The organism is Mesorhizobium sp. P2_E9 (genome assembly GCF_056403815.1).
Genome location: NZ_JBFUET010000012.1, coordinates 217,855 through 240,026, shown reverse-complemented (window position 1 = coordinate 240,026; position 22,172 = coordinate 217,855). Strand labels below are relative to the sequence as shown.

Sequence of the window (22,172 nt, the reverse complement as noted above, 5' to 3'; positions counted from 1 at the left end):
ATCCGCGACCATTGGGCCGTCGAGAACAGCCTCCATTGGGTGCTGGACATGGTCTTCCGAGACGATGAATGCCGCCTGCGTACCGATCATGCTCCCGCAAACTTCACAACCATAAAGCACATCGCTCTCAACCTGATACGAAAAGCCCCCGGAAAGGATTCCTTGCGGCTGAAACGAAAGGTCGCCGCATGGGACGATGACTTTCTGGCAACCCTCATCACACGATAATTAACTCACCCGATTCCCCTGTCCTCACCTGCCCGTACACACTGTTTCTCCATTTCGATAGGTACCGAACGAACGTGCTGACACAGGGCTGTCAGGAAGGTTCAGCTATTTTGCCCCGGCTTCATTGACATCATGCCCTGTTATGTCCAATTGTTCAATAACTTTTGAACTAAGGACACCTGCCATGGACAAGCGGCTCTTCTGGCTTGCGCTCGGATCGTTCACGATCTCGACCGAAGGCTTCGTCATCTCCAGCCTTCTGCCCGACATCGCCCGGGATGCCGGCATTTCCATTCCGCTCGCCGGCACGCTGATCACCGCCTTTGCGCTCGCCTATGCGGTCGGCACGCCGATCCTGGCGACGCTGACCGGCGAATGGGACCGGCGCCGCGTCATTCTGTGGACGCTGGTGTTCTTCGTCATCGGCAACGTTGCCGCCGCCTTGAGTTCCTCCTTCGAAGTCCTGTTGATCGCGCGCGTCATCATGGCGCTGTCGTCGGGCCTGTTCGCCGCGACCGCGCAGGGCACGGCGGTGGCGCTGGTCGATGATTATCACCGGGCGCGTGCCATCGCCGTCGTCGTCGGCGGCACCACGGTGGCGGTCGCCGTCGGCGCGCCGCTCGGCGCGCTGGTCGCGGCCTTTGCCGGCTGGCGCGGCACCTTCTATGCCATTGCCGGGCTCGGCGCGCTCGCCGGCGCCATCCTGTGGTACCGGCTGCCGCGCGGCATCGTCGGCACCAAGCTGCCCTTGAAGCGCCGGTTGGCGGCGGCGATGCGGCCCGGCGTTATGCCGATCCTGCTGACGACATTGCTGGCGCTGACCGGCGCCTTCACCGTCTTTGCCTATGTCGCGCCATTGGCCATCGAGGGTGGCGGGCTCAGCCAGATCGCGCTGCCCGGCATGCTGCTCGCCTTCGGCGTCGGCGCCGTCATCGGCAACATCGCGGGTGGCCAGGCGGCCGACCGCTTTGGCGCCACCCGCACCGTCGGCTGGTCGCTGACGCTGAGCGCGGCCATGCTGGTCATGCTGTCGGTCATCCCGACCTTCCTGCCGCAGCATATTGCCGGCCCGGCGCTAATGGCGATGATGGTGCCGTGGGGCATTGTCGGCTGGGCGTTCCCGCCGGCGCAGGCCAGCCGCATCATCAAGCTGGCGCCAGACGCCGCCCCGATCGTTCTGTCGCTCAACGGCTCGGCGCTGTATCTCGGCGTGGCGCTGGGCGCGGTGGTCGGCGGTGGCGTGCTGCGCTACGGCGCGCCGGCCGATCTCGGCCTGGTCGCGGCGGCCTTCCCGATCATCGGGCTTGGCATCGTGCTGGCCGGCCGCTGGGCGGCACGGCCGGTCGCGATGCCGGCCGAGTAGAACTTCCTGCAGATCTGACTGGAGGCCGCGCCTTCAGCCTGGAAGAGCGGCCGCTGGCGACTCGTAATCCAGCGCGGCGACTTCATCCAGCATGGCGCGCAGGTCGGCAGCCCGTTGCTTGCCGACCATGGCCTCGAAGCGCTGCTGGGCAATGCTCCACAATTTCGTTGCCTCTTCGAGCTTGGCGAGGCCCTGGCGTGTCAGCCGCACCCGCTTGACGCGGCGATCGTCCTTGTCGGCGAAGGCTTCAACAAAGCCGTCGCGGATCAGCGGCTTCAGCGTGTGGCCGAGCGCCGACAGATCCATGACCATCGCCTCGGCTATGGTGCCCATCGCCGGCTCGTTGCTGACGTAGATCTGGTAAAGCAGGCCGTATTGGGTGCCCTTCAGGCCCGAAGGCGACATCACATCGTCATAGAAGCGGCCGAGCTTGCGCGCAGCACGCCGCAACGTTGCATTGTTGCAAGGGCTAAATCCCGGCATCGCAGTCTTGGCCATCACGACTCCTCGCCGGCAAAAGCGTCTGCCGGCCTGCCGCAGAAATAGTTTCTGTCGCCTCCGTTGACAAGATAGTGGCATATACCTACTTCCCAGAAAGTGGCATATGCCACTAATTAGAAATTGGGCGGTGGGACGAGGAACATCGGCCTGTCTCGCCAGGCAGCAACAGAAGGAACAGGACAATGAGTGGACAGACAAACAAGGGCACGGCGGTCGTCACCGGTGCTTCATCGGGCATCGGCGCGGTCTATGCGGACCGGCTGGCAGGGCAGGGTTATGATCTGGTTCTGGTGGCGCGACGCGCCGACCGGCTCGAGGCATTGGCCGAGAAGCTGCGCTACGCCTACAACCGTAAGGTCAGCTTCATCACAGCCGATCTCTCCAACGACGATGATGTGCGCCGTGTCGAGCGGCTGATATCAGCCGACGACAGTGTAACGCTGCTGGTCAACAATGCCGGCCTTGGCGGCCAGCCGGTGGTGGCGACGGCCGATGCCGACGCGGCTGAGCGGATGATCAAGGTCAATGTCGTGGCGCTCACCCGCCTGACCCGTGCCGTGCTGCCGGGACTTCTGGCGCGCAACCGCGGCGCGATCGTCAACATCGCCTCGGTGCTCGCCTATGACACGTCGTTCGGCGGCATCTACAGCGGTACCAAGGCCTATGTCGTCAACTTCACCGAAGCTCTGCATCGCGAGGTCGCGGGTACCGGCGTGACGGTGCAGGTGGTGCTGCCGGGTGCGACCCGGACCGATTTCTGGGAGCTTGCCGGCGGCGATATCGACCAGCTTCCGAAGGAAATCATCATGACGGCCGACGACATGGTCGATGCGGCTCTTGTCGGCCTGGCCAAGGGCGAAGCCGTCACTGTCCCGGCGCTTGTCGACACCGCAAAGCTCGACACGTTCCTCGGTGCGCGCCAGGCCTTCTACGGCAGCTTGCACGCCGACAAGCCGGCGGCGCGTTACGCGGCTTGAGGAGAGGCCTGGTTCGCTTTCGCGAACCAGGACCCCCACCCCGCTGCTTCGCAGCGACCCTCCCCACAAGGGGGAGGGTGGGGAAGCGCCTTGTCCGCCCTTGCGACAATGGTCTTGTGGGGTGCGAAACGCTGGGCTCCCCACCTCCCTCTTGTGGGGAGGTCGGACCGAAGGTCCGGGCGGGGGTACTGGCGGGGATTTGGATTGAGTGTTTTAAGCCGACCGCCACATCGGAATGATCGAGGCGGCCAGCACCAGCGCCAGCACGATGTTGAGCGCGCGCCATTGCCATTCCGTCTTCAGCAGCCTTGCCAGCACCATCCCGGCGACGCACCAGATGGACAGCGAGATGGCGGCGGTGAAGCCGAAGGTCGAGCCGAGCAGCAAGGCAAGCTGTCCCGGCCCGTCGGCAAGGGCTGCAAACGAGGCCGCCGCGCCCAGCCCCATTGCCCAGCCCTTGGGGTTCATCCACTGGATACCGGCGCCGCCGAGGAAGCTGTTCGGTTTGGCCATCGTCACATCGAGATTGGGCGGGCCGGCGCGGCCGATCTTGAGCGCCAGCCACAGAAGATAGAGCGAGCCGATCACCTTCATCGCCAGTTGCAGTGAAGGCACCGCAAGCAGCAGGCCGGCGAGCCCGGCCGCCGCAGCCCCTGTCACCGTGGCGAGGCCGGCGGCGCTGCCGATCATCAGCGGCACCGATCGGCGAAAGCCGAACTGTGCGCCTGACGCGGTGGATAAGGTCGTGGCGATACCGGGCGTGGCGGTGGCCACGAAGGCAAACAGGATGAGCGGCAGGATGGGCTGGAGCATGGGGCGTCCTTTTTGAGGCTCCATGGTAGGGTTGGGCTGGCATCAGTAAATGCAATGTTTGTGATGTCAGGCATTAGCATCTATAATGCAGAGATGATCCGCAATCTCGATACCGCGCTGCTGCGCACCTTCGTCACCGTCGCCGACAAGGCCAGCATGACGGCGGCCGCCAATGCGCTGCATTTGACGCAAGGTGCCGTCAGCCAGCAGGTCAAGCGGCTGGAAGAGACGCTCGGCTGCAGCCTGTTCGAACGCGACCGGCGCGGTCTGCGGCTGACGCGTTCGGGCGAGCGGCTGTTCGACAAGGCCAAGCGCCTGCTCAGCCTCAATGACGAGATCTGGGCCGAGATGGCGGGAAGCGCCGTCGCCGGCCAGGTGCGGCTCGGCGTGCCCTACGACCTGGTCGGCACCTTGCTGGCGCCGGTGCTGAAGGCCTATGCCGAGACCTATCCGCAGGTCGAGATCTCGCTGGTCTGTGCCTCGTCACCGGAACTGGCCTCCGCACTTGCGGCCGGCACCATCGATCTTGCGGTGATCGAGGAGCGGGTCGGCCCGACATCAGGCGAATGCCTGGCCATCGACCGGCTGGTCTGGGTCGGCGCCAGAGGCGGCGTCGCCCGCGCCAAGCGGCCGCTGCCGGTGTCGATCGTCGCCGACACCTGCGCCTTCCGCCCGGTGGTGCTGTCGGCCCTCAACGAGCATGGGCTGGAATGGCGCACCGTGTTCGAAAACGGCAACATCGACGCGACGACGGCGACGGTGCGGTCCGATCTCGCCGTCACCACATGGCTGGCGTCGACGGTGCCGACCGATCTCGACATCTTGCCGTTCGATGTCGGCCTGCCGCCGCTGCCGAATTTTGCCATCAATTTGCATCTGCCGAAGCATGGCGTCGGGCCGGCGGCACAGGAATTCGCTCGGCATATACGCGATGGGTTGGCGAGGCGGCCGCAGGCGGCTTGAGCGTCGCACTTCGCTGGAGCACCCCTCATCCGTCTCGGCGCTGCGCGCCGATCCACCTTCTCCCACAAGGGGAGAAGGCAAGATTGCGCGCATGTCCCTGCCAATCATCGACGTTGGAGGTTGGCCGAGCTGCATGCGCCAGGCTCCCCCTTCTCCCCCTGTGGGAAAAGGGGGCCGAGCGAAGCTCGGTCGGATGAGGGGTGCTCCAGCTAGGCGCAGTGTTTCGACGATCTTACTTCCAGTTTTTACGCCGCTCGAGCTCCGCATCCGACGGCGTCTCCTGCGCGAATGACCCGGTCTTGATCTCGCCGCCGCGCTCATAGGTCGCCATGATGACGCCGGTGCTGGATGTCTGCGACTTGGCAAGCTTGAAGGCGGCCGGCATCGCGCTGTCGCCGAACAGCCGCTTGCCCTTGCCCAGCAACAGCGGGAAGATCATCAGCCGGATCTCGTCGATCAGCCCGTTGGCGAGCAAGGTCTGGATCAGATCGCCCGATCCCTGGATGAGCAGGTCAGGTCCGCGTTCCTGCTTGAGGCGGCGCAATGTCGCGACGATATCAGGCCCAAGCGATTGCGTGTTCTGCCAGGTGAGGGTGTCAGGCCGATGCGTCGCCACATATTTGGTCGCAGGGTTGAAGGCATCGGCGATCGGATCTTTCTGATACGGCCAGTAGGCGGCGAAGATGTCGTAGGTTCTGCGGCCGAGCAGCAGGTCGAAGGGTTTGGAGAACAGTTCCTCCATTGCCGCGCCGGCTATCTCGTCGAAGTAATGGAAGGTCCAGCCGCCGAATTGGAAGCCGCCGACCGGATCCTCTTCCGGCCCGCCCGGTGCCTGCATGACGCCATCGAGGCTGACGAAGGTGGCGGCGATGATCTTTCTCATGGTCTTCTCCCTTGTTCCATCCACGCCGTCGTGGCCGGACTATGCTCCAAGGACGGGCGGCCCGCGACCATCCCGACAGGGGCCTGAGAAATTTTGGGCAAATCCGCCCATCGATGCGTCAGTTGCCGGGTTTGGCGCGGAGGTTTTTCGACGAGAACCAGACATCGCCGAAGATGGCCGTGGCGGTGCGGTCCGGCGCCTTGTCGCTGGTCAGCCAGATCGAACGGCTGCGCGTGGCTTGCTCGCGCGTTGGGATCTTTGCCGCAAGATCGGCAACCGAGGCACCGAAGCATGGGATGAACCAGGCGCGCATGAACGGATCGCAGGCAAAGCCCTTTTCGGTGCGGGTCACCATCACCGCCAGCGGGACGCGCTCGGCCGGGCGCCAAGGGAAGATCATGCGGCCGCCGGGGCGCAAGGCCTTCAGCCACCCGGCCGGAGGGGCGACGACGCCGGCGTTGACATAGATGATGTCGGATGCCGGCAAGGGCGTGGTCACGGCATCGCCACGGACGACGGTCGCATTGCCGTAGGTTTCGAGATTCTTGCGCGCCAGCTCGGCAAGCCTGCCGTCGAGCTCGAAGGCGGTCACGGTGCCGCCAGGTGAAACCAGCCTGGCCAGCACGGCGGAGTAATAACCGGTGCCGGCGCCGATATGCGTGACGGCCTCGCCGGGTTTCGGTGCCAGCCTTCCGATCCACATGGCGTGCAGAAACGGTTCGCCATTGTTGATGCCCTTGTCGGCATCGAGCGCCACCAACACGTTCTGGTAGATATGGGCGGGGTCGGCGCTCGGCGTGGTGACCTTGCCGTTGCCGGCGACGATCGTCCACGGTCCGGGGCCGAGAAAGGCTTCGCGCGGGACCTCGCCGAACACTTCCTCCAGGCGTGGATCGGATGAGGCGGCATTGGCCGCCATCAGCCGGGCGTAGAATTTCCTGATGTCTTCAATGTTGCTCATGACGCGAGGAAGATAGCGCGATTTGGCGGTTTGTCTCGCGATCCGGCAGAACTTCAGCCGACCCCGAACATCGTGTCGTACAGCAGCTTGAAGTTGAGCACGAGGATGATCGCCGCGACCACCCAGGCGAGTGCGGCGACACCACGCGGAATGGCGAGATTGCCCATCTTCTTCTTGTCGGAAACAAACTGCACCAGCGGCACCACCGCGAAGGGCAGCTGCATTGACAGGATCACCTGGCTGAACACCAGCAACTGGCCGGTGCCTTTCTCGCCATAGAGTGCGGTGACGACCACCACCGGGACGATGGCGAGGCCGCGTGTCAAAAGGCGGCGCGCCCAGTTGGGGATGCGCAGGCGCAGGAACCCTTCCATGATGATCTGGCCGGCAAGTGTGGCCGTCACAGTCGAGTTCAGGCCCGACGCCAGCAGCGCCACGGCGAACAGGATCGAGGCGATGCTCAGGCCCAAGAGCGGCGACAGCAGTTCGAAGGCCTGGCTGATCTCGGCGACGTCCTGGTGGCCGGTGTTGTGGAAGGCGACCGCCGACACGATCAGGATGGCGGCGTTGACGAACAGCGCCAGCATCAGAGCTATGGTGGAATCCGCCGTTGCCCATTTGATGGCATCGCGCTTGCCCTTTTCGGTGCGCTCATAGGCACGGGTCTGCACGATCGAGGAATGCAGGTAGAGATTGTGCGGCATGACGGTGGCGCCGATGATGCCGATGGCGATGTAGAGCATTGCCGGGTTGGTGACGATTTCGGAGGACGGCACGAACATGGCGTGCAGGATCGTGCCGGCCGGCGGGGCGGCCACGAAGATCTGGATGGCAAAGCAGCTGAAGATGATGATCAAAAGCGCGATGACGAAAGCTTCGAGATAGCGGAAGCCCTTGTTCATCAACAGCAGCACGAGGAAGGCGTCGAGCGCGGTAAGCATGGCGCCGCCGACCAGCGGAATGCCGAACAGCAGCTGCAGCGCGATCGCGGTGCCGATGACTTCGGCGAGGTCACAGGCGATGATGGCGAGTTCGCAGGCGATCCACAGCACGAAATTGACGGGACGGGGATAGTAAGCGCGGCAGGCCTGGGCGAGGTCGCGGCCGGTGGCGATGCCGAGCCTGGCGGCGAGCGCCTGCAAAAGGATCGCCATCAGGTTGGACAGCATGATGATGAACAAAAGCGTGTAGCCGAACTGGGCGCCGCCAGCGAGGTCGGTCGCCCAGTTGCCAGGGTCCATGTAACCGACCGAAACCATGTAGCCCGGCCCCATGAAGGCGAACAGCCGGCGGAACCAGACGCCAGAACTCGGCACCGCGATGGTGGAATTGACTTCGCGCAGGCTGGGCTGATCGTCCTCGTCCCGATTGGCGAACCGCCATGAGGAGCGGGGGGCTGTGGCTTCTGCTTCGGACATTAAAGAACGCTTTCCGCGGGACTGTGCGATGTTCTCCTAAGCTATGCCATGGCTCAACATTATGCAATAGGCTATATTTCATTGTCGGTGCTTTTTGTTCGGCGCTCCGAACCGCATGCGAAAGGGGGGCGATCGGAAACGCCGGTTGCGCCTGCGGGGGAATGCAAATAAACGGCCTGAAGAATCAGAGCCCGTGCTATAAAGCAGCAGCGGCTAAACTCCCGAGGAGGAGCGCGCATTGGCGCTGAAGAACAGACCGGTCCCGCGTGAGCCACTGCCCGACGCCGATGTCCATTCGGAAGGGTTCCGGCACCAGCGCCAAGCGCGCCGCAGCGCGCTGGTCGAGGATTATGTCGAGCTGATCGCCGACCTGATCGAAGACGGCAACGAGGCGCGTCAGGTCGACATCGCCGCTCGGCTTGGCGTCGCCCAGCCGACGGTGGCCAAGATGCTGACGCGCCTGTGCGCCGACGGGCTGGTGTCGAGAAAACCCTATCGCGGCGTGTTCCTGACCGAGACCGGCCGCAAGGTGGCGGAGGAAAGCCGCATCCGCCACCAGACGGTGGAAGCCTTCCTGCGCTCGCTCGGCGTCAGCCCGGAAACCGCGCGCATCGATGCCGAGGGCATCGAGCACCATGTCAGCGCCGAGACGCTGGAAGCGTTCCGCAAGGCGATGACGGCGCCGCGCTAACTATTCAGCCGTTCTTAGAGAGGTTGCCGGAACCGCCGCACCTCACGCACGTTGCTCCTGATATCGCACCTAGGGAGGAAGCAATGGGCGTCGAACAGGCACCGACCGCGAAGGGCAAGCAGGCAGCCAAGGGATTGAAGCAGGCGGCGGCGAAGGACGAGCGCAAGACCGAGGCCGAGACCGGTCACTCGCTGAAGAAGGGCGCCGCGCGTTTCGAGGAGCGCTCGAAAAGCTCCGACGGCAAGAGCGCCGGCGCCAAGCAGAGAGATTGAGCAGGGCCGACGTCAGCGATTGTCGGCCGGTCGTCTGCAGGAATGCGCCGGAAGCAACATCAAGCGTGTTCATTCGCGGACGTCCTGCACCCAGCTTCTGGGGTGGCCGTCGACGCGGAACTGGAAGATGAAATAGGGCGGGATGCAGGTACCTTCGCCGGGCTTGGCCTGGGGCAGGTCATCGTAGCCGGCGGTGCAGATATAATCCTCGCGGCACGGATGCGCCTTGTCGCAGGCGCGCAGGCCGGCGGTCTTGGTGAATTCCCTGGTGCAGAATTTGTGGTCCTTGCCGGATGCGATGCAATCGTTGAAGCCGGTCTTGGCCAGGCGCCCGCATGTTGCCTCGTCGGGAAGCTTGTCGCAGCTCGCCTTGCGCAGCATGCCGCCGGGAAAGCCGCCGGTCTTCTGCTCGGGGTTGTCGTAGCGCTGGCGCGCCGCGCCATAGCCGGCGAGCTTGACCACGGGCTTCTTGTCGCGCGCCGGGTCGATAGCGCAGGCCTTGGCGGTGGCCGGTGAGAGGCGGCAATACTGATCGTTGCCCCATGTCGACATCTTGATCTCGCCGAACTCGACGGGGTCGCCGACCGCGGTGCCCTTCTCGCTGACGCAGGTGCCGAAGCCGGGATGGATGGCGCTTTCGTGGACGCCGGCGCAGCGCAGGCCGGCACCGCAGGTCCAGTCCTTGAAGCTCGCGTCGTCACCGCGATAGCAGATCGAGCCCCAGCCATTGTAGAGGTCGGTGCCCTTCAGCGCTTCGGCATATTTCTGGTCCGGACGGGCGGCGAAACCCTTGGTGAAATCCGGATGGCCGCCGGCAGCGAACTGCTCGACGATGGCGCGGCGGCGCGGCAGGTCGGCGAAGAACACCGCCGAGCCCGGCACGAACACGGCATTGCGGCGCGGTTCGCTGGCCGGATCGGCGCCGGTATAGTGGAAGCCGGCGATGCCATGCGTCTGGTGGCAGCCGGTGCAGCTCATTTCGTTCAGCCGCAGATCGAAACCGGCGACCGATTTGATGGTGGCGAGCGTGTTGCCCCTGGCGACATAATCCTTCAGCGCCTTGTCGATATCGGCATCGTCGACCAGCCCATAGGCGATGTTGTTCTGCGAGCGGCTCAGGCCGCCGGGTGCAACCGAGACTGCGCTCTTGGCCAGGAATTTTTCGTCGATGACCAGCCGGCCATGGTCGAGATCGTAGATGTTGCGGTCGGTGAGCAGCCATTTGGCGAAGGACTGCTTGTCGGCCAGCACGATTGCCCGGTCGATCTGGTTCTCCATCTTCGATTCATAAAAGCTCGAGGTCGCCGGGTTCCACTTGAAGATTTTCAGGAGATATTCGGCATGGCCGCCGAAATCGCGCCGCGTCGAGGCCGACAGGCGCAGCACCTGCATGTTGGTTCGAGCCGCATGATCTGCGAGGAATTGAGCATCGCGCCGGACAGCGGCCCTTCGTCGGACCGCAGCCAGGCGGCGAGTTGTTCCGGCGGCAGGTCCTTCTGGCCTGCAGCCAGCCAGCGCTGGGCGACGTCGGCGCAGGATGCGTCGGCGGCAGCAGGCAAATCCTTCGAGCCGCGTGCCTGCGCCCGCCCGGGCTTGGCGTTGAACACCAGGCTCATGGTCAGCGGCAGGCGCGAGGAAATGCGTTGCGCCACCTTGCCCTTGGCCGGCTTTTCGGCAACCGAATAGTGGAAGCGGTAGATCAGCCTGATCTCGCCGCATTCGGTGTGGCCGAGATAGCCGCGATCCATGCGGTTGACGACGCCGGTCAGGTCGAGCGTCGAGCCGTCATCGTCGATGTATTTCGGATTGAATTTCTGGCTGGTGTCGCTCGATCTGGCCATGGCGGCGACATAGGGGTCGGGGCTGGTCTTCGGCTCGTCGGATATCTCCTGCTTGACCGTGTCGCGCACCGTGGCCAGGGCCGGCACGGTAAACAGGCCGCGGTTGTCGACGTCACGGGTGAGGCCGAGCGCCGGGCCGAGCAGGCGGCTGATCGACAGGCCGCCGCGCTCCAGCGCCTGCAAGGTGGCCGGATCGGTGACGGCGACGCTGGAATCGAGCGTCACCGCGCCGGCGCTTGGCACGCCAAGGCAGAGCAGCGCCGCGAATAGCGACAGGATTTGACCGACCGTCTTCAGCCTCACGCCCCCCTTTGCTTGCGGCGATGCTACAGGCCTTGGCCGGTCTCGGCCAGTGCGCTGAGGCCATCACGCCGGCCCCGCCTCGGTGACGAAAAATACTGTGACTTGGCGCAACCATTGGGATAATTGTTTGTTGGGTTGAGCCGGCATGCCGGAGCAACGATGAAGTTCGCATCACGGGGAGTTGCCATGCTCTGGAGAGGCCGTCGTCAGAGTGACAATATCGAGGACGACCGCAGCGACAGCGGTGGCGGCGGGATCGGCGGCGGTGGCGGATTCCAAATTCCCATCGGCGGCCGGACCGGTGGCGGCGGTAGCATCATCCTGGTCATCCTGGTGGTGCTGGCCGGATGGTATTTCGGCTTTGATCCCTCGGCGATCCTGGGCGGTGGCGACGGTAGCCTGCTGCCGGGCGGCGGTGGCCAGATCACCGACAATGGCGGCGGTGGCCAGGACAGCGGCACGGCACCCGCCAATGACGAGATGAAGCAGTTCGTCGCGACCGTGCTCGCCGACACCGAGGACACCTGGACCGGCATCTTCAAGTCGCAAGGCCTGACCTATGAGAACCCGAAGCTGGTGCTGTTCAGTGGGCAAATCCGCTCTGCCTGCGGCGCCGCGTCCTCGTCGGCCGGACCCTTCTATTGTCCGGGCGACCACAAGGTCTATCTCGACATGACCTTCTTCCAGCAGCTCGACCAGCAGTTCGGCGCTTCCGGTGAATTCGCCCGCGCCTATGTCATCGCGCACGAGGTCGGTCATCACGTGCAGAACCTCACCGGCATCATGGGCAAGTTCAACCAGATGCGGCAAGGCATGAGCGAAGCCGATGCCAACCAGCTGTCGGTGCGCATCGAGCTGCAGGCCGACTGCTTCGCCGGCGTGTGGGCGCATTTCACCGCGCAGAAGGGCATATTGGAGCAAGGCGACATCGAAAGCGCGCTGAATGCCGCCAAGCAGATCGGCGACGACACGCTGCAAAAGAAAATGCAGGGCTATGTCGTGCCGGAAAGCTTCAACCACGGCACCTCGCAACAACGGCAGACCTGGCTGGCCCGGGGCTACAAGAGCGGCAAGCTGTCGGATTGCAATACGATGACCGGCGCGCTGTAACGAGACTGTTTGGAAATTCTACTCCGGCGGCCATCTAGCGGCGTTTTCTGCGCTACTACAGCGCCGCGCGTCCCCTTGGACGCGCAAAGGACGCTGTAGTACTTCGATTCGCGCATGATCCTTTCCGAAAATCGCTTCCGATTTTCGGGGTCATGCGGTGCTCACGGACCCAATGTCGGCTGCGCTCCGGTTCTCGAAACCACCACTATATGGCTCGCCAGAGCGAATTTCGAAACAGTCTCGGCGAGCGTTTCTGGCGCTTACCTGATGGCCAAGACGCCGTCAGGGAGTGTCAGGATCAACGATTCCTGCCTGTTCTCTTATTGTTCCTTACGGTGGGCTCGCCTATAAGGTGCGTCCGCCTGCGCCAAGGGCGGCCGGAGGAGATTGACCCATCATGATCGACCCCAAAACCGCCAGGCGGGGCCTTGCGCTCGTCTTCACCACGCTGCTGCTGGACATTATCGGCTTCGGCATGATCATGCCGGTGCTGCCGGCTTTTCTCAGGGAATTGACCGGCGTCGGCATTAGTGAAGCGGCGATCGAGGGCGGCTGGCTGTTCTTCGTCTATGCGGCCATGCAGTTCTTCTTCGCGCCGATAATGGGCGGTCTGAGTGACCGGTTCGGCCGGCGGCCGATCCTGCTCGCCTCGGTGCTGACCTTCGCCATCGACAATCTGATCTGTGCCATCGCCTGGTCCTATCCGATGCTGTTCATCGGCCGCGTGCTGGCCGGCATTTCCGGCGCCAGCTATTCGACGACGTCGGCCTTCATCGCCGACATCTCGAACGACGAGAACCGGGCGAAGAATTTCGGCCTGCTCGGCATCGCTTTCGGCGTCGGCTTCGTCATCGGGCCGGTGCTGGGCGGATTGCTCGGTACGTTCGGACCGCGCGTGCCGTTCTTTTTCGCCGCCGGGCTTGCCTTCGTGAACTTCCTGATCGCGATGTTCTTCCTGCCGGAAACGCTCGATGAAAAGCACCGCCGCCGCTTCGAATGGAAACGCGCCAACCCGGTCGGCACGCTGCTGCAGATGCGCCAGTATGAAGGCATCGGCTGGATCGGGCTCGTCTTCTTCCTGATGACGCTCGGCCACATGATGTACCCGGCGGTGTGGTCGTTCGTTTCCAACTACCGCTATGGCTGGAGCGAGCAGCAGATCGGCTTTTCGCTCGGCGCCTTCGGCCTGTGCGGCGCGATCGTCATGGGCACGGTGCTGCCGCGTGTGATCCCAAGGCTCGGCGAATGGAGGACAGCGGTCATCGGCCTGACTTTCACGGCGGCCAGCGCCTTCGGCTACGCTTTCGCTTCGCAGGGATGGATGGTCTATGCGGTGATCGTCGTAGGCTGCCTTGAGGCGCTGGCCGATCCGCCGCTCAGAAGCCTCGCCGCCGCCAAGGTGCCGCCTTCGGCGCAGGGCGAGTTGCAGGGCGCGATGACCTCGATCTTCTCGATCACCTCGATCATCACGCCGCTGCTCTATACGGCGATCTTTTCCTGGTTTACCGGTCCAAGCGCTCCCGTGACCTTCGGCGGCGCGCCCTATCTGGTCGGTGCGTGTTTCCTGCTGCTGGCGGTCATCGTCTTCGTCACCAAGGTGGCGCGGCCGGCGACGGTCACAAGCGCCACGACCGATGTCGCGGAAGATGGAGCGCAGGCATGAGCCATGACCGCCGCATCGCGCTGACCAGGGACGGAGTGTCGCTGTCGCGGCTGGTCTTCGGTGCCTGGCGCCTGCTCGACGGCGGCGCCCGCCCGGATGCCGATCAGGTCGCCCGGCTGATCGGCACGGCAATCGATCTCGGCCTGACCAGTTTCGACCATGCCGACATTTACGGGAATTACGAGGTGGAGGCGGCGTTCGGCGCCGGACTTTCGCGCTGGAAGGGCAGGCGCGAGGAGATCGAGCTGATCTCGAAATGCGACATCATGCTGGCCTCGGCCAACCGGCCGCAAAACCGGCTGAAGCACTACGACACCAGTGCCGCCCACATAGCCGCCTCGGTCGATCGTTCGCTCGGCAATCTCGGCACCGACTATCTCGACCTGTTGCTGCTCCACCGGCCGGACCCGCTGATGGATGCCGACGAGACGGCGGCGGCGCTGGCCGGACTGGTCAAGTCAGGCAAGGTGAGAGCGGTCGGCGTTTCCAATTTCACGCAGTCGCAGTTCGATCTCCTGGCCTCGCGGCTGCCGTTCGCGCTCGCCACCAACCAGGTCGAGATGTCGGTGCTCAAGACATCGGCGCTGACCGACGGCAGTCTCGACCACGCGCAGCGTCTGGCCTACGCGCCGATGATCTGGTCGCCGCTCGGCGGCGGCGCGCTGTTCACCGGCAAGGAAGCCCGAGAAGCGCGGGTAAGGGCAGCGCTCGCGGCGGTGGCCGCCGAAGTCGGCGCCGGCGATCTCGCCACCGTCGCCATCGCCTGGCTGCTGCGCCATCCGGCCCGGCTGGTCCCGGTGCTCGGCTCGATGAAGCCGGAACGGCTGGCGGCCATGGTCAAGGCGCTCGACATCGAGCTCGACCGCCAGCAATGGTTCGCCGTGTTGGAGGCCAGCGAAGGCCGGCCGGTGGCGTAAGTTCAGGCCCGCTCGGCCAGCAATTCCTCGCCGCGCTTTTCGCGGATCAGGTTGACGAAGCGGCGGAACAGATAGTGCGAGTCCTGCGGGCCAGGCGAGGCTTCCGGATGATGCTGGACCGAGAACACCGGGCGGCCGGTGAGCGCGATGCCGCAGTTCGAGCCGTCGAACAGCGAGACATGGGTTTCCTCGACGCCCTCGGGCAGCGAGTCGGCGTCGACGGCAAAGCCGTGGTTCATCGAGACGATCTCGACCTTGCCGGTGGTGTGGTCCTTGACCGGATGGTTGGCGCCGTGATGGCCCTGATGCATCTTGGCGGTCCTGCCGCCGAGCGCCAGCGCCAGCATCTGGTGGCCGAGGCAGATGCCGAACACCGGGATGTCGGTCTTCAGCAGATCGCGGATGACCGGCACGGCATAGCCGCCGGTGGCTTCCGGGTCGCCGGGGCCGTTGGACAGAAAGATGCCGTCGGGCTGCATGGCGAGGATTTCTTCCGAACCGGTGCTGGCCGGAACCACGGTGACCTTGGCGCCAAGGCCGGCAAGCAGGCGCAAGATGTTGCGCTTGACGCCGTAGTCGATGGCGACGACGTGCATGGACGGCTCGGCCTGTTCGCCAAAACCTTCGTTCCACACCCAGGGCGTCTCGCGCCAGACCGAGGACTGGCCAGAGGTGACTTCCTTGGCGAGATCGAGCCCGATCAGGCCGGACCATGCGGCGGCGCGCTGCTTCAAATCGTCGAGGTCGAAGACGCCGTCGGGGGCATGCGCGATGACGGCGTTGGGCATGCCCTTTTCGCGGATCAGCGCGGTGAGCGCGCGAGTGTCGATGCCCGACAGGGCAACGATGCCGCGCTTCTTCAGCCATTGGTCGAGACCACCCGCGGCGCGGTAGTTGGACGGGTTGGTGACATCGGCCTTGAACACGGCGCCGACGGCGCCGGCCCGCGCAGCCGGGTTGAGATCTTCGATGTCCTCGCCATTGGTGCCGATGTTGCCGATATGCGGAAAGGTGAAGGTGACGATCTGGCCGGCATAGGACGGATCGGTGAGGATTTCCTGGTAGCCGGTGAGTGCGGTGTTGAAGCAGACTTCGGCGACGGCGGAACCGGTGGCGCCCAGGCCGCGACCTTCGATGACGGTGCCGTCAGCCAGCACCAGCAGGGCGGTCGGCTTTTCAGTGGTCCAGGCGGGCGTCATCTCGGCCATGGCGGCACTCCTATCAGGCTGCGCGCTTCGCGGGCGTCTGCGCAGCAAACGGCGCGGCAGCGATTTCTCGAGCCTGCGCGTGTCAGTTCATTGTCTTATGCAAGGCCGAGTACATAGGGGAAGGTGCCAGAACGGTCAATGATGCCGCGCCAAAACCATGATGTTTTATTTCGTTGAACAATATCAGTGGCTTGATGAGATTTGCTTTGCGAGTTCGCCGCGGTTATTGTCCGCGCCGTTCGAAGGAGAAAGCACAATGCGCGGAAAAATCGCCGAATCCCTGAAGAGCGCGATGAAGGCGCAGGACAAGCACCGGCTGCCGACATTGCGGCTGATCCAGGCCGCCATTCATGATCGCGACATCGCCAATCGCGGGTCGGCCAAGGACCCCGCCAGCGACGAGGAGATCCTGCAGATCCTGGCCAAGATGGTGAAGCAGCGCGAGGAATCGGCGAAGGCATTCGAAGACGGCAAGCGGCCGGAACTGGCGGCGCAGGAGCGTGGCGAGATGGAGATCATCCGCGGCTTCCTGCCGACGCAGCTCGACGATGCGGCGGTCGCGGCTGCCGCACGCGAAGCGATCGCGGCAACCGGTGCTGCCAGCCAGAAGGACATGGGTAAGGTGATCGCCGCGCTGAAGCAGAAATATGCCGGCCAGATGGATTTCGGCAAGGCCAGCGGCATCGTCAAGGGCCTGCTGCAGTAGGGTTAGGGGGCAACCGCCAAGTCTGGCCTTGCCCTACGACGCGGTTTTTGGCGGCTCCAATGCGAGGCGCAACGCAGGCGCTTCCTGCTGAACGTGATCCCATAATCGGCTGGCGACCGGCCCGTGCGGCCTGTCGCGGCGGCGCGCCACCACCAGCTCGTCGATGCGGCCCGGCATATGACGGCCGGCAATGGAGTGAAGGCGTCCGTCGTGCAATTCCTCCTCGATCAGGAAGCGGGGCAGGTGGCCCCAGCCGAGGCCCTGCAGGATGATCTCCTTCTTCATGCCCTGGTCGGCCACCAGGCATTGCGGCGCGCCTTCGATCAGCGAATAGTCTTGTTGTGGCGAATGGTGGGCGCTGTCGCGCATCACGCACTGGGTGAGTGCCTGCATCTGATCGGGCGTGATCGGCTCTTTGATGCGTTCCGGCAGAAAGCCAGGCGCTACCACGGGAATGAACGGCACCTTGCACAGATCGACCCATTCCACCCGCGCATCGCCCTTGTCGACCCAGTGCAGGATCAGATCGGCTTCGTCATCGAAGAGGCGCTCCCACGGACCGCCGACGGCCTCGAAATGCAGATGCAGGCGCGTGCCCGGGCATTGGGCGAAGAAACGGCCAAGCATGCCGAGCACCTGCGGGCGAGGGCAGAGATCGCCGATCACGACATGGATTTCGCTTTCCTCGCCCATCGAGAGCTGGGCGGCATGGACGCGCAGGCCTTCCAGCTCGCGCAGCAGCGCTTGCGCGCGCCGGTGGAACGACAGCCCTGCCTCGGTCGGTCGCACGCGATAGCCGCCGCGATCCAGGAGGACGAGGTCGAGTTGCCGTTCGAGCTTGGCGACAGCGGCGAACACCGCCGGGTGCGAGCGGTGCAGCACGGCCGCCGCCGGCTGGAAACCGCCGGTGCGGATCACCGCATCGAAGCACTGCAAATCGTGCAACGTGAATTCGACCATGTCAGCTTTATCTACAGAGATTATCCTATCTTTGTAATATCAACAAAAACGCGTCGCGACTACGCTTTGCCTCATTCAACGTTCCAGAAGGAATTTTCATCATGAGTGAGCTGAATTTCGCGATTGTCGGCGACGGCACGTGCATCGCCTATCGCTTCGACGGCGATGCCGCAAAGCCGGTGCTGGTGCTGTCGAACTCCATCGGCACCACGCTGCATATGTGGGACGGGCAGGTCGGTGAACTGTCCAGGCATTTCCGTGTTCTGCGCTACGACTTTCGCGGCCATGGCGGGTCAAGCGCGCCAGCCGGCGCCTATTCGCTCGACCGGCTCGGCCGCGACGTGATCGAGCTGCTCGATGCGCTCGGCCTTGGACGCGTGAATTTCCTCGGTCTGTCGCTCGGCGGTTTCGTCGGGCAGTGGCTCGGCATCCATGCCCCCGAGCGGATCGACCGGCTGATCCTGAGCAACACCTCGTCCCATCTTTCGCCGGCAAGCTATTTCGACGAGCGGATTGCCGTTGTCCAGCAGGCGCCGGACATGTCGGAAACCGCCGAAATGTTCCTCAACAACTGGTTCCCGGCGCAGATGGTGACGGCCAACGAACCGGTCATCAAGGACTTCCGCGCCATGCTGTTGACGATCGACCGGCATGGCCTGGCCGGCCTGTTCGCGGCGGTGCGCGATGCCGATCTTCGGCGTACCGTTGCGCTGATCAACCGGCCGACGCTGGTGATCGCCGGCGAGCACGACACGGTGACAGCGGCCAGCCATAGTGAATTGATCGCGGCGGCGGTGCTCGGGGCGAAGCTGGTTGTCCTGCCCGCGGTTCACCTGTCGAACGTGGAATATCCGGCCGAATTCATAAAGGCCGTGCTCGATTTTCTGCGCTGAGCCGGCATTTAATCCCTTGGGGTCCGCTATCCAGAGGTGGAGCGGACCTCACGGCTCCTTGCACATCGGCAGCGGCTGGGCTGGCAGTGCTGGATGATCCTTCCTGTACTGGGCGATCATCGGTTCGAGGGTTTTCTTCGGCCAGAATTTCGGGGCGCCGATTTCCTTCAGGCAGGATGCGTTCCAGTAGGGTGCTTCCCCAGATGGCGAATGGCCCTTTGCCGCCTGCGCGACAGCGGCGATGTCGCGCGATTCCGGGTAGATGTAGAGCGTCGTCGGGTTGTCCTTGACCATCGCGATGATCTGCTGCGCATCCGCCGGCGACCAGCTGGTGCAGCCATTGCTGCGGCCGCCGGCATAGTCCACCAGCTTGCCGAACGGCACCAGACCATCATGGTCGGCATAGGAGCTGTTGGGGCTCTTGCGCATGCACATGGCCCGCAGCACCTGCGCCGCGTGGCCGCCGATCACGCGCTGCCTGGCATTGGCGGCTTCGCCTTCGCCGTCGAACTGTATGAAGGTGCGCAGGAAAGCCGCGTCCTGTTTGGCGCCGGTGCGATAAAAACCCTTGAACGACGTTTTCGACTCCCGGGTCATGTATACGCCGCCAGCCGTTAGTTCCGAATCCATGGCATTGCCAAAATTCTTGGAGCACCGCCTGCCGTTTGAAAAATCGATCGTGCCTTTCAGGTTCTTGCCGGCCCCGTGACCCGATGCGATGGCGCGAAACGACTGGCTGGCTTCGCAGACAACGTAGTAGCGGCGCCCGAGCACGCCATTGCCGAGATCGCCCGGTCGCGTTGCATCCATGGCGAAATAGCAGGGGTTCCTGACCGCGCCTTGCGCCACCTTCTTCAGGTAAAGCGCGCGCGCCCGCTCCAGCACCACCTGTGAGATTTGGCCATCGCTATCGCCGACATGGGCCTGCAGCCAGGCCGGGATGACCGAGGGCGCGGCGAAGGATCGTACCGTCGCCGTCAGGGCTATGACGAGAAGGCCGAGTGTGACGACAATACCCAGAGGAACAGATCTCAACCGCACCGGTTCAATTCTCCTGCCGAAGCCATACGAATCCTTGCGGTGTTGCCACACGCAACCAATCATAAAATGTCTCGCGCTGATCGGCGAAACACATCTTGTTTAGCGCGCCCGCAAGTTCACACGAACCGAGCCGGTGCGCAAACCGCCCATAGACCGGGAGCTGGTCCAAGGCTTGCGGCTGATGTCTCCGTGGACATGCGTGATTTTCGATCCGTCCGATTTTCGACCCAAGGGGATTGCGCTATGATCTGATTCTGGCGCGGCCCACGCCTCCTCCCTCCACCGGGAAGCATTCGTTCATGCGGGGCATTCTCATCACCGAACCGACTGTTCGAGCGCCAGGCATAAGGAGGGGTTGCGAAAACGGCTCGCACCAGGAGGTTTTGCGATGAGGCTATCCCAGCCCGTCTATCATCTGAAGCGTCAAGCCAGGCTGTTGTCGCGCGAGGCAAAAATCCCGCTCCACCAGGCGCTTGACCGTATTGCAGTGCGGCAAGGTTTTGCCAGCTGGAGCCTGCTTGCGGCGAAGCTTTCCGAGACGGCGCCTGCCAGCAGATTGTTCGCGCAGCTGGCGCCGGGTGATCTGGTTCTTGTCGGCGCACGGCCGGGCCACGGCAAGACGCTGATGAGCCTCGAACTCGCGATCGAAGCGATGAAATCAGGCCATCGCAGCGTGTTCTTCACGCTGGAATATACGCAACGGGATGTGCTGGAGCGGTTCCATGCCATCGGGGTCGAGCCGGCCCGGTTCAACGAATTGTTCGAGTTCGACAATTCCGATGCCATCAGCGCCGACTACATCGTCAGAAGGTTGGGATCGGTGCCGCGCGGTACGTTGGCGGTCGTCGACTATCTGCAACTGCTCGACCAGAAGCGGGAAAATCCGGCCCTGATGGACCAGGTCCGCACGCTGAAGGCTTTTGCGCGCGCCAGCGGCGTGATCCTGGTGTTCATCTCGCAGATCGACCGATCCTACGATCCCGCAACCAAGCCTTTTCCCGATATCAGCGACATCAGGTTGCCGAACCCGCTGGATCTGTCGCTGTTCAACAAGGCCTGCTTCCTGAACAAGGGCGAGATCCGCTTCCAGGCAGCTTGAGCCTTCTGCCGGCCACGGTTATTCCTGCGGCCAGGGAGCATGGATCATGATCGAGATCGTCAAACCCGCACTTGAACATCTGCCGTCCTACAAGGCGGCGCTCGAGCGCGGCTGGTCGCCGGACAATGTGCGGCTGATGGAGGCGACGCGCGAGCAGCTCGCGGCGATAGAAGAGAATCCGGTGGCATTCCTGGCCAGCCTCGATGACCCCGAAGCCAGGGGTGATCCGATCACCTTGCCCGACGGCACACAAGTGCCGCGCCTGCCGGGCTTCCGCCGCTGGATCTGGGACGGCGAAGCATCGGGCTCGATCGGCTTTCGCTGGCAGAGGGGCACGGCGGAACTGCCATCGCATGTGCTTGGTCATATCGGCTATGCGGTGGTGCCGTGGAAGCGGCGTCGCGGCTACGCGACCGAGGCCTTGCGGCTGATGCTCGATGAAGCGAGGGCGGTTGGCCTGCCCTATGTCGAGGTCACCGCCAAGCCGGGCAATCCGGCCTCACACAAGGTGATCCTGGCCAATGGCGGCAAGCTCGTCGAGCGCTTCTTCGAGGACGCCGCCTATGGCGGGGTGGAGAGTTTGCGGTTCCGGATCGAGCTGTAGGGCCTTTCTTGGATCATACCGCGTCCCGGTCTGCCGCCTATCGGAAACCGCGAAGGGAATAGTATCAATACTCAGTGCCAAGGACCCACCTTGGCTCAACCCGGCTTGCAAAGGCTCCCTCGTGTCCGTCGACCTGCATCACCTGCTTCTCGTCTACACCGCTTACATCATCGCGGCGGCCAGTCCCGGGCCGAGCAATATGCGGATCATGGGAACCGCGATGCATCAGGGCCGCAATGCCGCCCTACTGCTCGCCGCCGGCGTCATCACCGGCTCGGTCTTCTGGGGGCTCATGGCCGCGACCGGTATCTCCGCTTTGCTGACGCGCTATGCGCAGGCCCTCATTGTCCTGAAGATACTGGGTGGCCTCTATCTGCTCTTTCTGGCTGTCAAGGCAGCCAGGGGCGCTTTGACCAGGGATGGTGATGCCGGGCACTTCGTTGATCGGCCCGTTTCTGGCTTCGCCCTCTACAGGCGCGGCCTGCTGATGCACCTCAGCAACCCGAAATCCATTCTCGGCTGGATCGCCCTGGTTACGCTCGGGCTCGGCCCCGGCGCCTCGAGGCAAGATGTCGTTCTCATCCTGGCCGGCTGCGCGGTGCTGAGCGTGACGATATTTTGCGGCTATGCCTTGGCCTTTTCGACCCCGCCGATGGTGCGCATGTATCGCCGGACGCGGCGCGGTATCGAAGGCGTCTTGGCTGCCTTCTTCGGCTTTGCCGGTCTCAGCCTGCTGTTTTCGCGGGCCTGAGCCAGT

23 protein-coding genes and 1 pseudogene are annotated in these 22,172 nt (G+C 63.9%); 14 read left to right on the top strand and 10 right to left on the bottom strand.

The features are described 5' to 3' along the window. Positions 1-228 (top strand): annotated as a pseudogene (locus AC1D05_RS22805) (ISAs1 family transposase); the annotation flags it as partial. Positions 229-412: 184 nt separating this feature from the next. Further along, positions 413-1,591, top strand: a complete 1,179-nt coding sequence (locus tag AC1D05_RS22800; protein ID WP_477444005.1) for an MFS transporter — start codon at positions 413-415, stop codon at positions 1,589-1,591. A gap of 33 nt (positions 1,592-1,624) precedes the next feature. Here AC1D05_RS22800 and AC1D05_RS22795 read toward each other — a convergent pair whose 3' ends face one another. Next, positions 1,625-2,089 carry a MarR family winged helix-turn-helix transcriptional regulator gene (locus AC1D05_RS22795; protein ID WP_477444004.1) on the bottom strand — a complete coding sequence of 155 codons (465 nt, stop codon included), beginning with the start codon at positions 2,087-2,089 and terminating at the stop codon, positions 1,625-1,627. 185 nt (positions 2,090-2,274) lie between these two features. Here AC1D05_RS22795 and AC1D05_RS22790 point away from each other — a divergent pair, with 185 nt between their 5' ends. After that, positions 2,275-3,069, top strand: coding sequence for an SDR family NAD(P)-dependent oxidoreductase (locus AC1D05_RS22790; protein WP_477444003.1), 795 nt, complete (start codon positions 2,275-2,277; stop codon positions 3,067-3,069). A 213-nt stretch (positions 3,070-3,282) separates the two neighbouring features. Here the strand turns inward: AC1D05_RS22790 and AC1D05_RS22785 are convergent, their stop codons facing one another. After that, complete coding sequence (locus tag AC1D05_RS22785; protein ID WP_477444002.1) at positions 3,283-3,882, bottom strand: LysE family translocator; 600 nt, start codon at positions 3,880-3,882, stop codon at positions 3,283-3,285. Between the two features lie 54 nt (positions 3,883-3,936). Between AC1D05_RS22785 and AC1D05_RS22780 the strand changes: the two genes are divergently transcribed. Further along, on the top strand, positions 3,937-4,845 hold the full coding sequence (locus tag AC1D05_RS22780; protein WP_477444001.1) for a LysR family transcriptional regulator: 909 nt from the start codon (positions 3,937-3,939) through the stop codon (positions 4,843-4,845). Positions 4,846-5,077: 232 nt separating this feature from the next. Here the strand turns inward: AC1D05_RS22780 and AC1D05_RS22775 are convergent, their stop codons facing one another. The 3 genes from AC1D05_RS22775 to AC1D05_RS22765 all read right to left on the bottom strand — a co-directional run bounded on the left by AC1D05_RS22775 (position 5,078) and on the right by AC1D05_RS22765 (position 8,107). Then, the gene (locus AC1D05_RS22775) at positions 5,078-5,728 is read right to left on the bottom strand and encodes a dihydrofolate reductase family protein (RefSeq protein ID WP_477444000.1); all 651 of its coding nucleotides are present in this window, start codon (positions 5,726-5,728) and stop codon (positions 5,078-5,080) included. Between the two features lie 118 nt (positions 5,729-5,846). Next, positions 5,847-6,689 (bottom strand): protein-L-isoaspartate O-methyltransferase family protein, encoded by an 843-nt coding sequence (locus AC1D05_RS22770; RefSeq protein ID WP_477443999.1) that lies wholly within the window; start codon positions 6,687-6,689, stop codon positions 5,847-5,849. Positions 6,690-6,742: 53 nt separating this feature from the next. Then, on the bottom strand, positions 6,743-8,107 hold the full coding sequence (locus AC1D05_RS22765; protein WP_477443998.1) for an Nramp family divalent metal transporter: 1,365 nt from the start codon (positions 8,105-8,107) through the stop codon (positions 6,743-6,745). Positions 8,108-8,345: 238 nt separating this feature from the next. On the opposite strand from AC1D05_RS22765, the gene mntR reads away from it, so the two are divergent. Further along, positions 8,346-8,798, top strand: coding sequence for a manganese-binding transcriptional regulator MntR (gene mntR / locus AC1D05_RS22760; RefSeq protein ID WP_477443997.1), 453 nt, complete (start codon positions 8,346-8,348; stop codon positions 8,796-8,798). Positions 8,799-8,881: 83 nt separating this feature from the next. Then, on the top strand, positions 8,882-9,070 hold the full coding sequence (locus AC1D05_RS22755) for a hypothetical protein (protein WP_477443996.1): 189 nt from the start codon (positions 8,882-8,884) through the stop codon (positions 9,068-9,070). A gap of 69 nt (positions 9,071-9,139) precedes the next feature. On the opposite strand, the gene AC1D05_RS22750 is transcribed toward AC1D05_RS22755, so the two are convergent. After that, positions 9,140-10,462 (bottom strand): hypothetical protein, encoded by a 1,323-nt coding sequence (locus AC1D05_RS22750; RefSeq protein WP_477443995.1) that lies wholly within the window; start codon positions 10,460-10,462, stop codon positions 9,140-9,142. After that, positions 10,396-11,214 carry a hypothetical protein gene (locus AC1D05_RS22745; protein ID WP_477443994.1) on the bottom strand — a complete coding sequence of 273 codons (819 nt, stop codon included), beginning with the start codon at positions 11,212-11,214 and terminating at the stop codon, positions 10,396-10,398. Before AC1D05_RS22745 ends, AC1D05_RS22750 begins: the two co-directional genes overlap by 67 nt. Before the next feature lie 186 nt (positions 11,215-11,400). Here AC1D05_RS22745 and ypfJ point away from each other — a divergent pair, with 186 nt between their 5' ends. The 3 genes from ypfJ to AC1D05_RS22730 all read left to right on the top strand — a co-directional run bounded on the left by ypfJ (position 11,401) and on the right by AC1D05_RS22730 (position 14,904). After that, positions 11,401-12,324, top strand: coding sequence for a KPN_02809 family neutral zinc metallopeptidase (ypfJ, locus tag AC1D05_RS22740; RefSeq protein WP_477443993.1), 924 nt, complete (start codon positions 11,401-11,403; stop codon positions 12,322-12,324). Between the two features lie 397 nt (positions 12,325-12,721). Continuing rightward, entirely contained in the window at positions 12,722-13,987 is a 1,266-nt protein-coding gene (locus AC1D05_RS22735; RefSeq protein WP_477443992.1) for a TCR/Tet family MFS transporter, read from the top strand. After that, positions 13,984-14,904 (top strand): aldo/keto reductase, encoded by a 921-nt coding sequence (locus tag AC1D05_RS22730; RefSeq protein ID WP_477443991.1) that lies wholly within the window; start codon positions 13,984-13,986, stop codon positions 14,902-14,904. Before AC1D05_RS22735 ends, AC1D05_RS22730 begins: the two co-directional genes overlap by 4 nt. A 2-nt stretch (positions 14,905-14,906) precedes the next feature. Here the strand turns inward: AC1D05_RS22730 and carA are convergent, their stop codons facing one another. Next, entirely contained in the window at positions 14,907-16,112 is a 1,206-nt protein-coding gene (carA, locus tag AC1D05_RS22725) for a glutamine-hydrolyzing carbamoyl-phosphate synthase small subunit (RefSeq protein ID WP_477443990.1), read from the bottom strand. A gap of 256 nt (positions 16,113-16,368) precedes the next feature. Here carA and AC1D05_RS22720 point away from each other — a divergent pair, with 256 nt between their 5' ends. Continuing rightward, positions 16,369-16,818: a GatB/YqeY domain-containing protein gene (locus AC1D05_RS22720; protein WP_477443989.1), complete on the top strand. Its 450-nt coding sequence runs from the start codon at positions 16,369-16,371 to the stop codon at positions 16,816-16,818. 33 nt (positions 16,819-16,851) lie between these two features. Here AC1D05_RS22720 and AC1D05_RS22715 read toward each other — a convergent pair whose 3' ends face one another. After that, entirely contained in the window at positions 16,852-17,778 is a 927-nt protein-coding gene (locus AC1D05_RS22715) for a LysR family transcriptional regulator (RefSeq protein WP_477443988.1), read from the bottom strand. Positions 17,779-17,879: 101 nt separating this feature from the next. On the opposite strand from AC1D05_RS22715, the gene AC1D05_RS22710 reads away from it, so the two are divergent. After that, positions 17,880-18,671: an alpha/beta fold hydrolase gene (locus AC1D05_RS22710; protein ID WP_477443987.1), complete on the top strand. Its 792-nt coding sequence runs from the start codon at positions 17,880-17,882 to the stop codon at positions 18,669-18,671. A 48-nt stretch (positions 18,672-18,719) separates the two neighbouring features. Here AC1D05_RS22710 and AC1D05_RS22705 read toward each other — a convergent pair whose 3' ends face one another. Beyond that, a complete protein-coding gene (locus AC1D05_RS22705; RefSeq protein WP_477443986.1) occupies positions 18,720-19,712 on the bottom strand; it encodes a hypothetical protein in 993 nt (330 codons plus the stop codon). A 388-nt stretch (positions 19,713-20,100) separates the two neighbouring features. Between AC1D05_RS22705 and AC1D05_RS22700 the strand changes: the two genes are divergently transcribed. The 3 genes from AC1D05_RS22700 (at position 20,101) to AC1D05_RS22690 (ending at position 22,166) form a co-directional block, all read left to right on the top strand. Then, a complete protein-coding gene (locus AC1D05_RS22700; RefSeq protein ID WP_477443985.1) occupies positions 20,101-20,811 on the top strand; it encodes a DNA helicase in 711 nt (236 codons plus the stop codon). A 46-nt stretch (positions 20,812-20,857) separates the two neighbouring features. Then, the gene (locus tag AC1D05_RS22695; protein ID WP_477443984.1) at positions 20,858-21,415 is read left to right on the top strand and encodes a GNAT family N-acetyltransferase; all 558 of its coding nucleotides are present in this window, start codon (positions 20,858-20,860) and stop codon (positions 21,413-21,415) included. 121 nt (positions 21,416-21,536) lie between these two features. Further along, on the top strand, positions 21,537-22,166 hold the full coding sequence (locus tag AC1D05_RS22690) for a LysE family translocator (RefSeq protein ID WP_477443983.1): 630 nt from the start codon (positions 21,537-21,539) through the stop codon (positions 22,164-22,166). Positions 22,167-22,172: the final 6 nt, after the last annotated feature.

Excerpts from the sequence above, each read along its gene's own strand:
- AC1D05_RS22785 (WP_477444002.1), bottom strand. The coding sequence starts at position 3,882 with ATGCTCCAGCCCATCCTGCCGCTCATCCTGTTTGCCTTCGTGGCCACC.
- AC1D05_RS22765 (WP_477443998.1), bottom strand. The coding sequence starts at position 8,107 with ATGTCCGAAGCAGAAGCCACAGCCCCCCGCTCCTCATGGCGGTTCGCC.
- AC1D05_RS22700 (WP_477443985.1), top strand. The coding sequence starts at position 20,101 with ATGAGGCTATCCCAGCCCGTCTATCATCTGAAGCGTCAAGCCAGGCTG.
- carA (WP_477443990.1), bottom strand. The coding sequence starts at position 16,112 with ATGGCCGAGATGACGCCCGCCTGGACCACTGAAAAGCCGACCGCCCTG.
- AC1D05_RS22720 (WP_477443989.1), top strand. The coding sequence starts at position 16,369 with ATGCGCGGAAAAATCGCCGAATCCCTGAAGAGCGCGATGAAGGCGCAG.
- AC1D05_RS22695 (WP_477443984.1), top strand. The coding sequence starts at position 20,858 with ATGATCGAGATCGTCAAACCCGCACTTGAACATCTGCCGTCCTACAAG.
- AC1D05_RS22800 (WP_477444005.1), top strand. The coding sequence starts at position 413 with ATGGACAAGCGGCTCTTCTGGCTTGCGCTCGGATCGTTCACGATCTCG.
- AC1D05_RS22715 (WP_477443988.1), bottom strand. The coding sequence starts at position 17,778 with ATGGTCGAATTCACGTTGCACGATTTGCAGTGCTTCGATGCGGTGATC.
- AC1D05_RS22780 (WP_477444001.1), top strand. The coding sequence starts at position 3,937 with ATGTTTGTGATGTCAGGCATTAGCATCTATAATGCAGAGATGATCCGC.
- AC1D05_RS22730 (WP_477443991.1), top strand. The coding sequence starts at position 13,984 with ATGAGCCATGACCGCCGCATCGCGCTGACCAGGGACGGAGTGTCGCTG.
- AC1D05_RS22750 (WP_477443995.1), bottom strand. The coding sequence starts at position 10,462 with ATGCAGGTGCTGCGCCTGTCGGCCTCGACGCGGCGCGATTTCGGCGGC.
- AC1D05_RS22795 (WP_477444004.1), bottom strand. The coding sequence starts at position 2,089 with ATGGCCAAGACTGCGATGCCGGGATTTAGCCCTTGCAACAATGCAACG.
- AC1D05_RS22770 (WP_477443999.1), bottom strand. The coding sequence starts at position 6,689 with ATGAGCAACATTGAAGACATCAGGAAATTCTACGCCCGGCTGATGGCG.
- AC1D05_RS22775 (WP_477444000.1), bottom strand. The coding sequence starts at position 5,728 with ATGAGAAAGATCATCGCCGCCACCTTCGTCAGCCTCGATGGCGTCATG.
- AC1D05_RS22790 (WP_477444003.1), top strand. The coding sequence starts at position 2,275 with ATGAGTGGACAGACAAACAAGGGCACGGCGGTCGTCACCGGTGCTTCA.
- ypfJ (WP_477443993.1), top strand. The coding sequence starts at position 11,401 with ATGCTCTGGAGAGGCCGTCGTCAGAGTGACAATATCGAGGACGACCGC.
- AC1D05_RS22710 (WP_477443987.1), top strand. The coding sequence starts at position 17,880 with ATGAGTGAGCTGAATTTCGCGATTGTCGGCGACGGCACGTGCATCGCC.
- AC1D05_RS22735 (WP_477443992.1), top strand. The coding sequence starts at position 12,722 with ATGATCGACCCCAAAACCGCCAGGCGGGGCCTTGCGCTCGTCTTCACC.
- AC1D05_RS22755 (WP_477443996.1), top strand. The coding sequence starts at position 8,882 with ATGGGCGTCGAACAGGCACCGACCGCGAAGGGCAAGCAGGCAGCCAAG.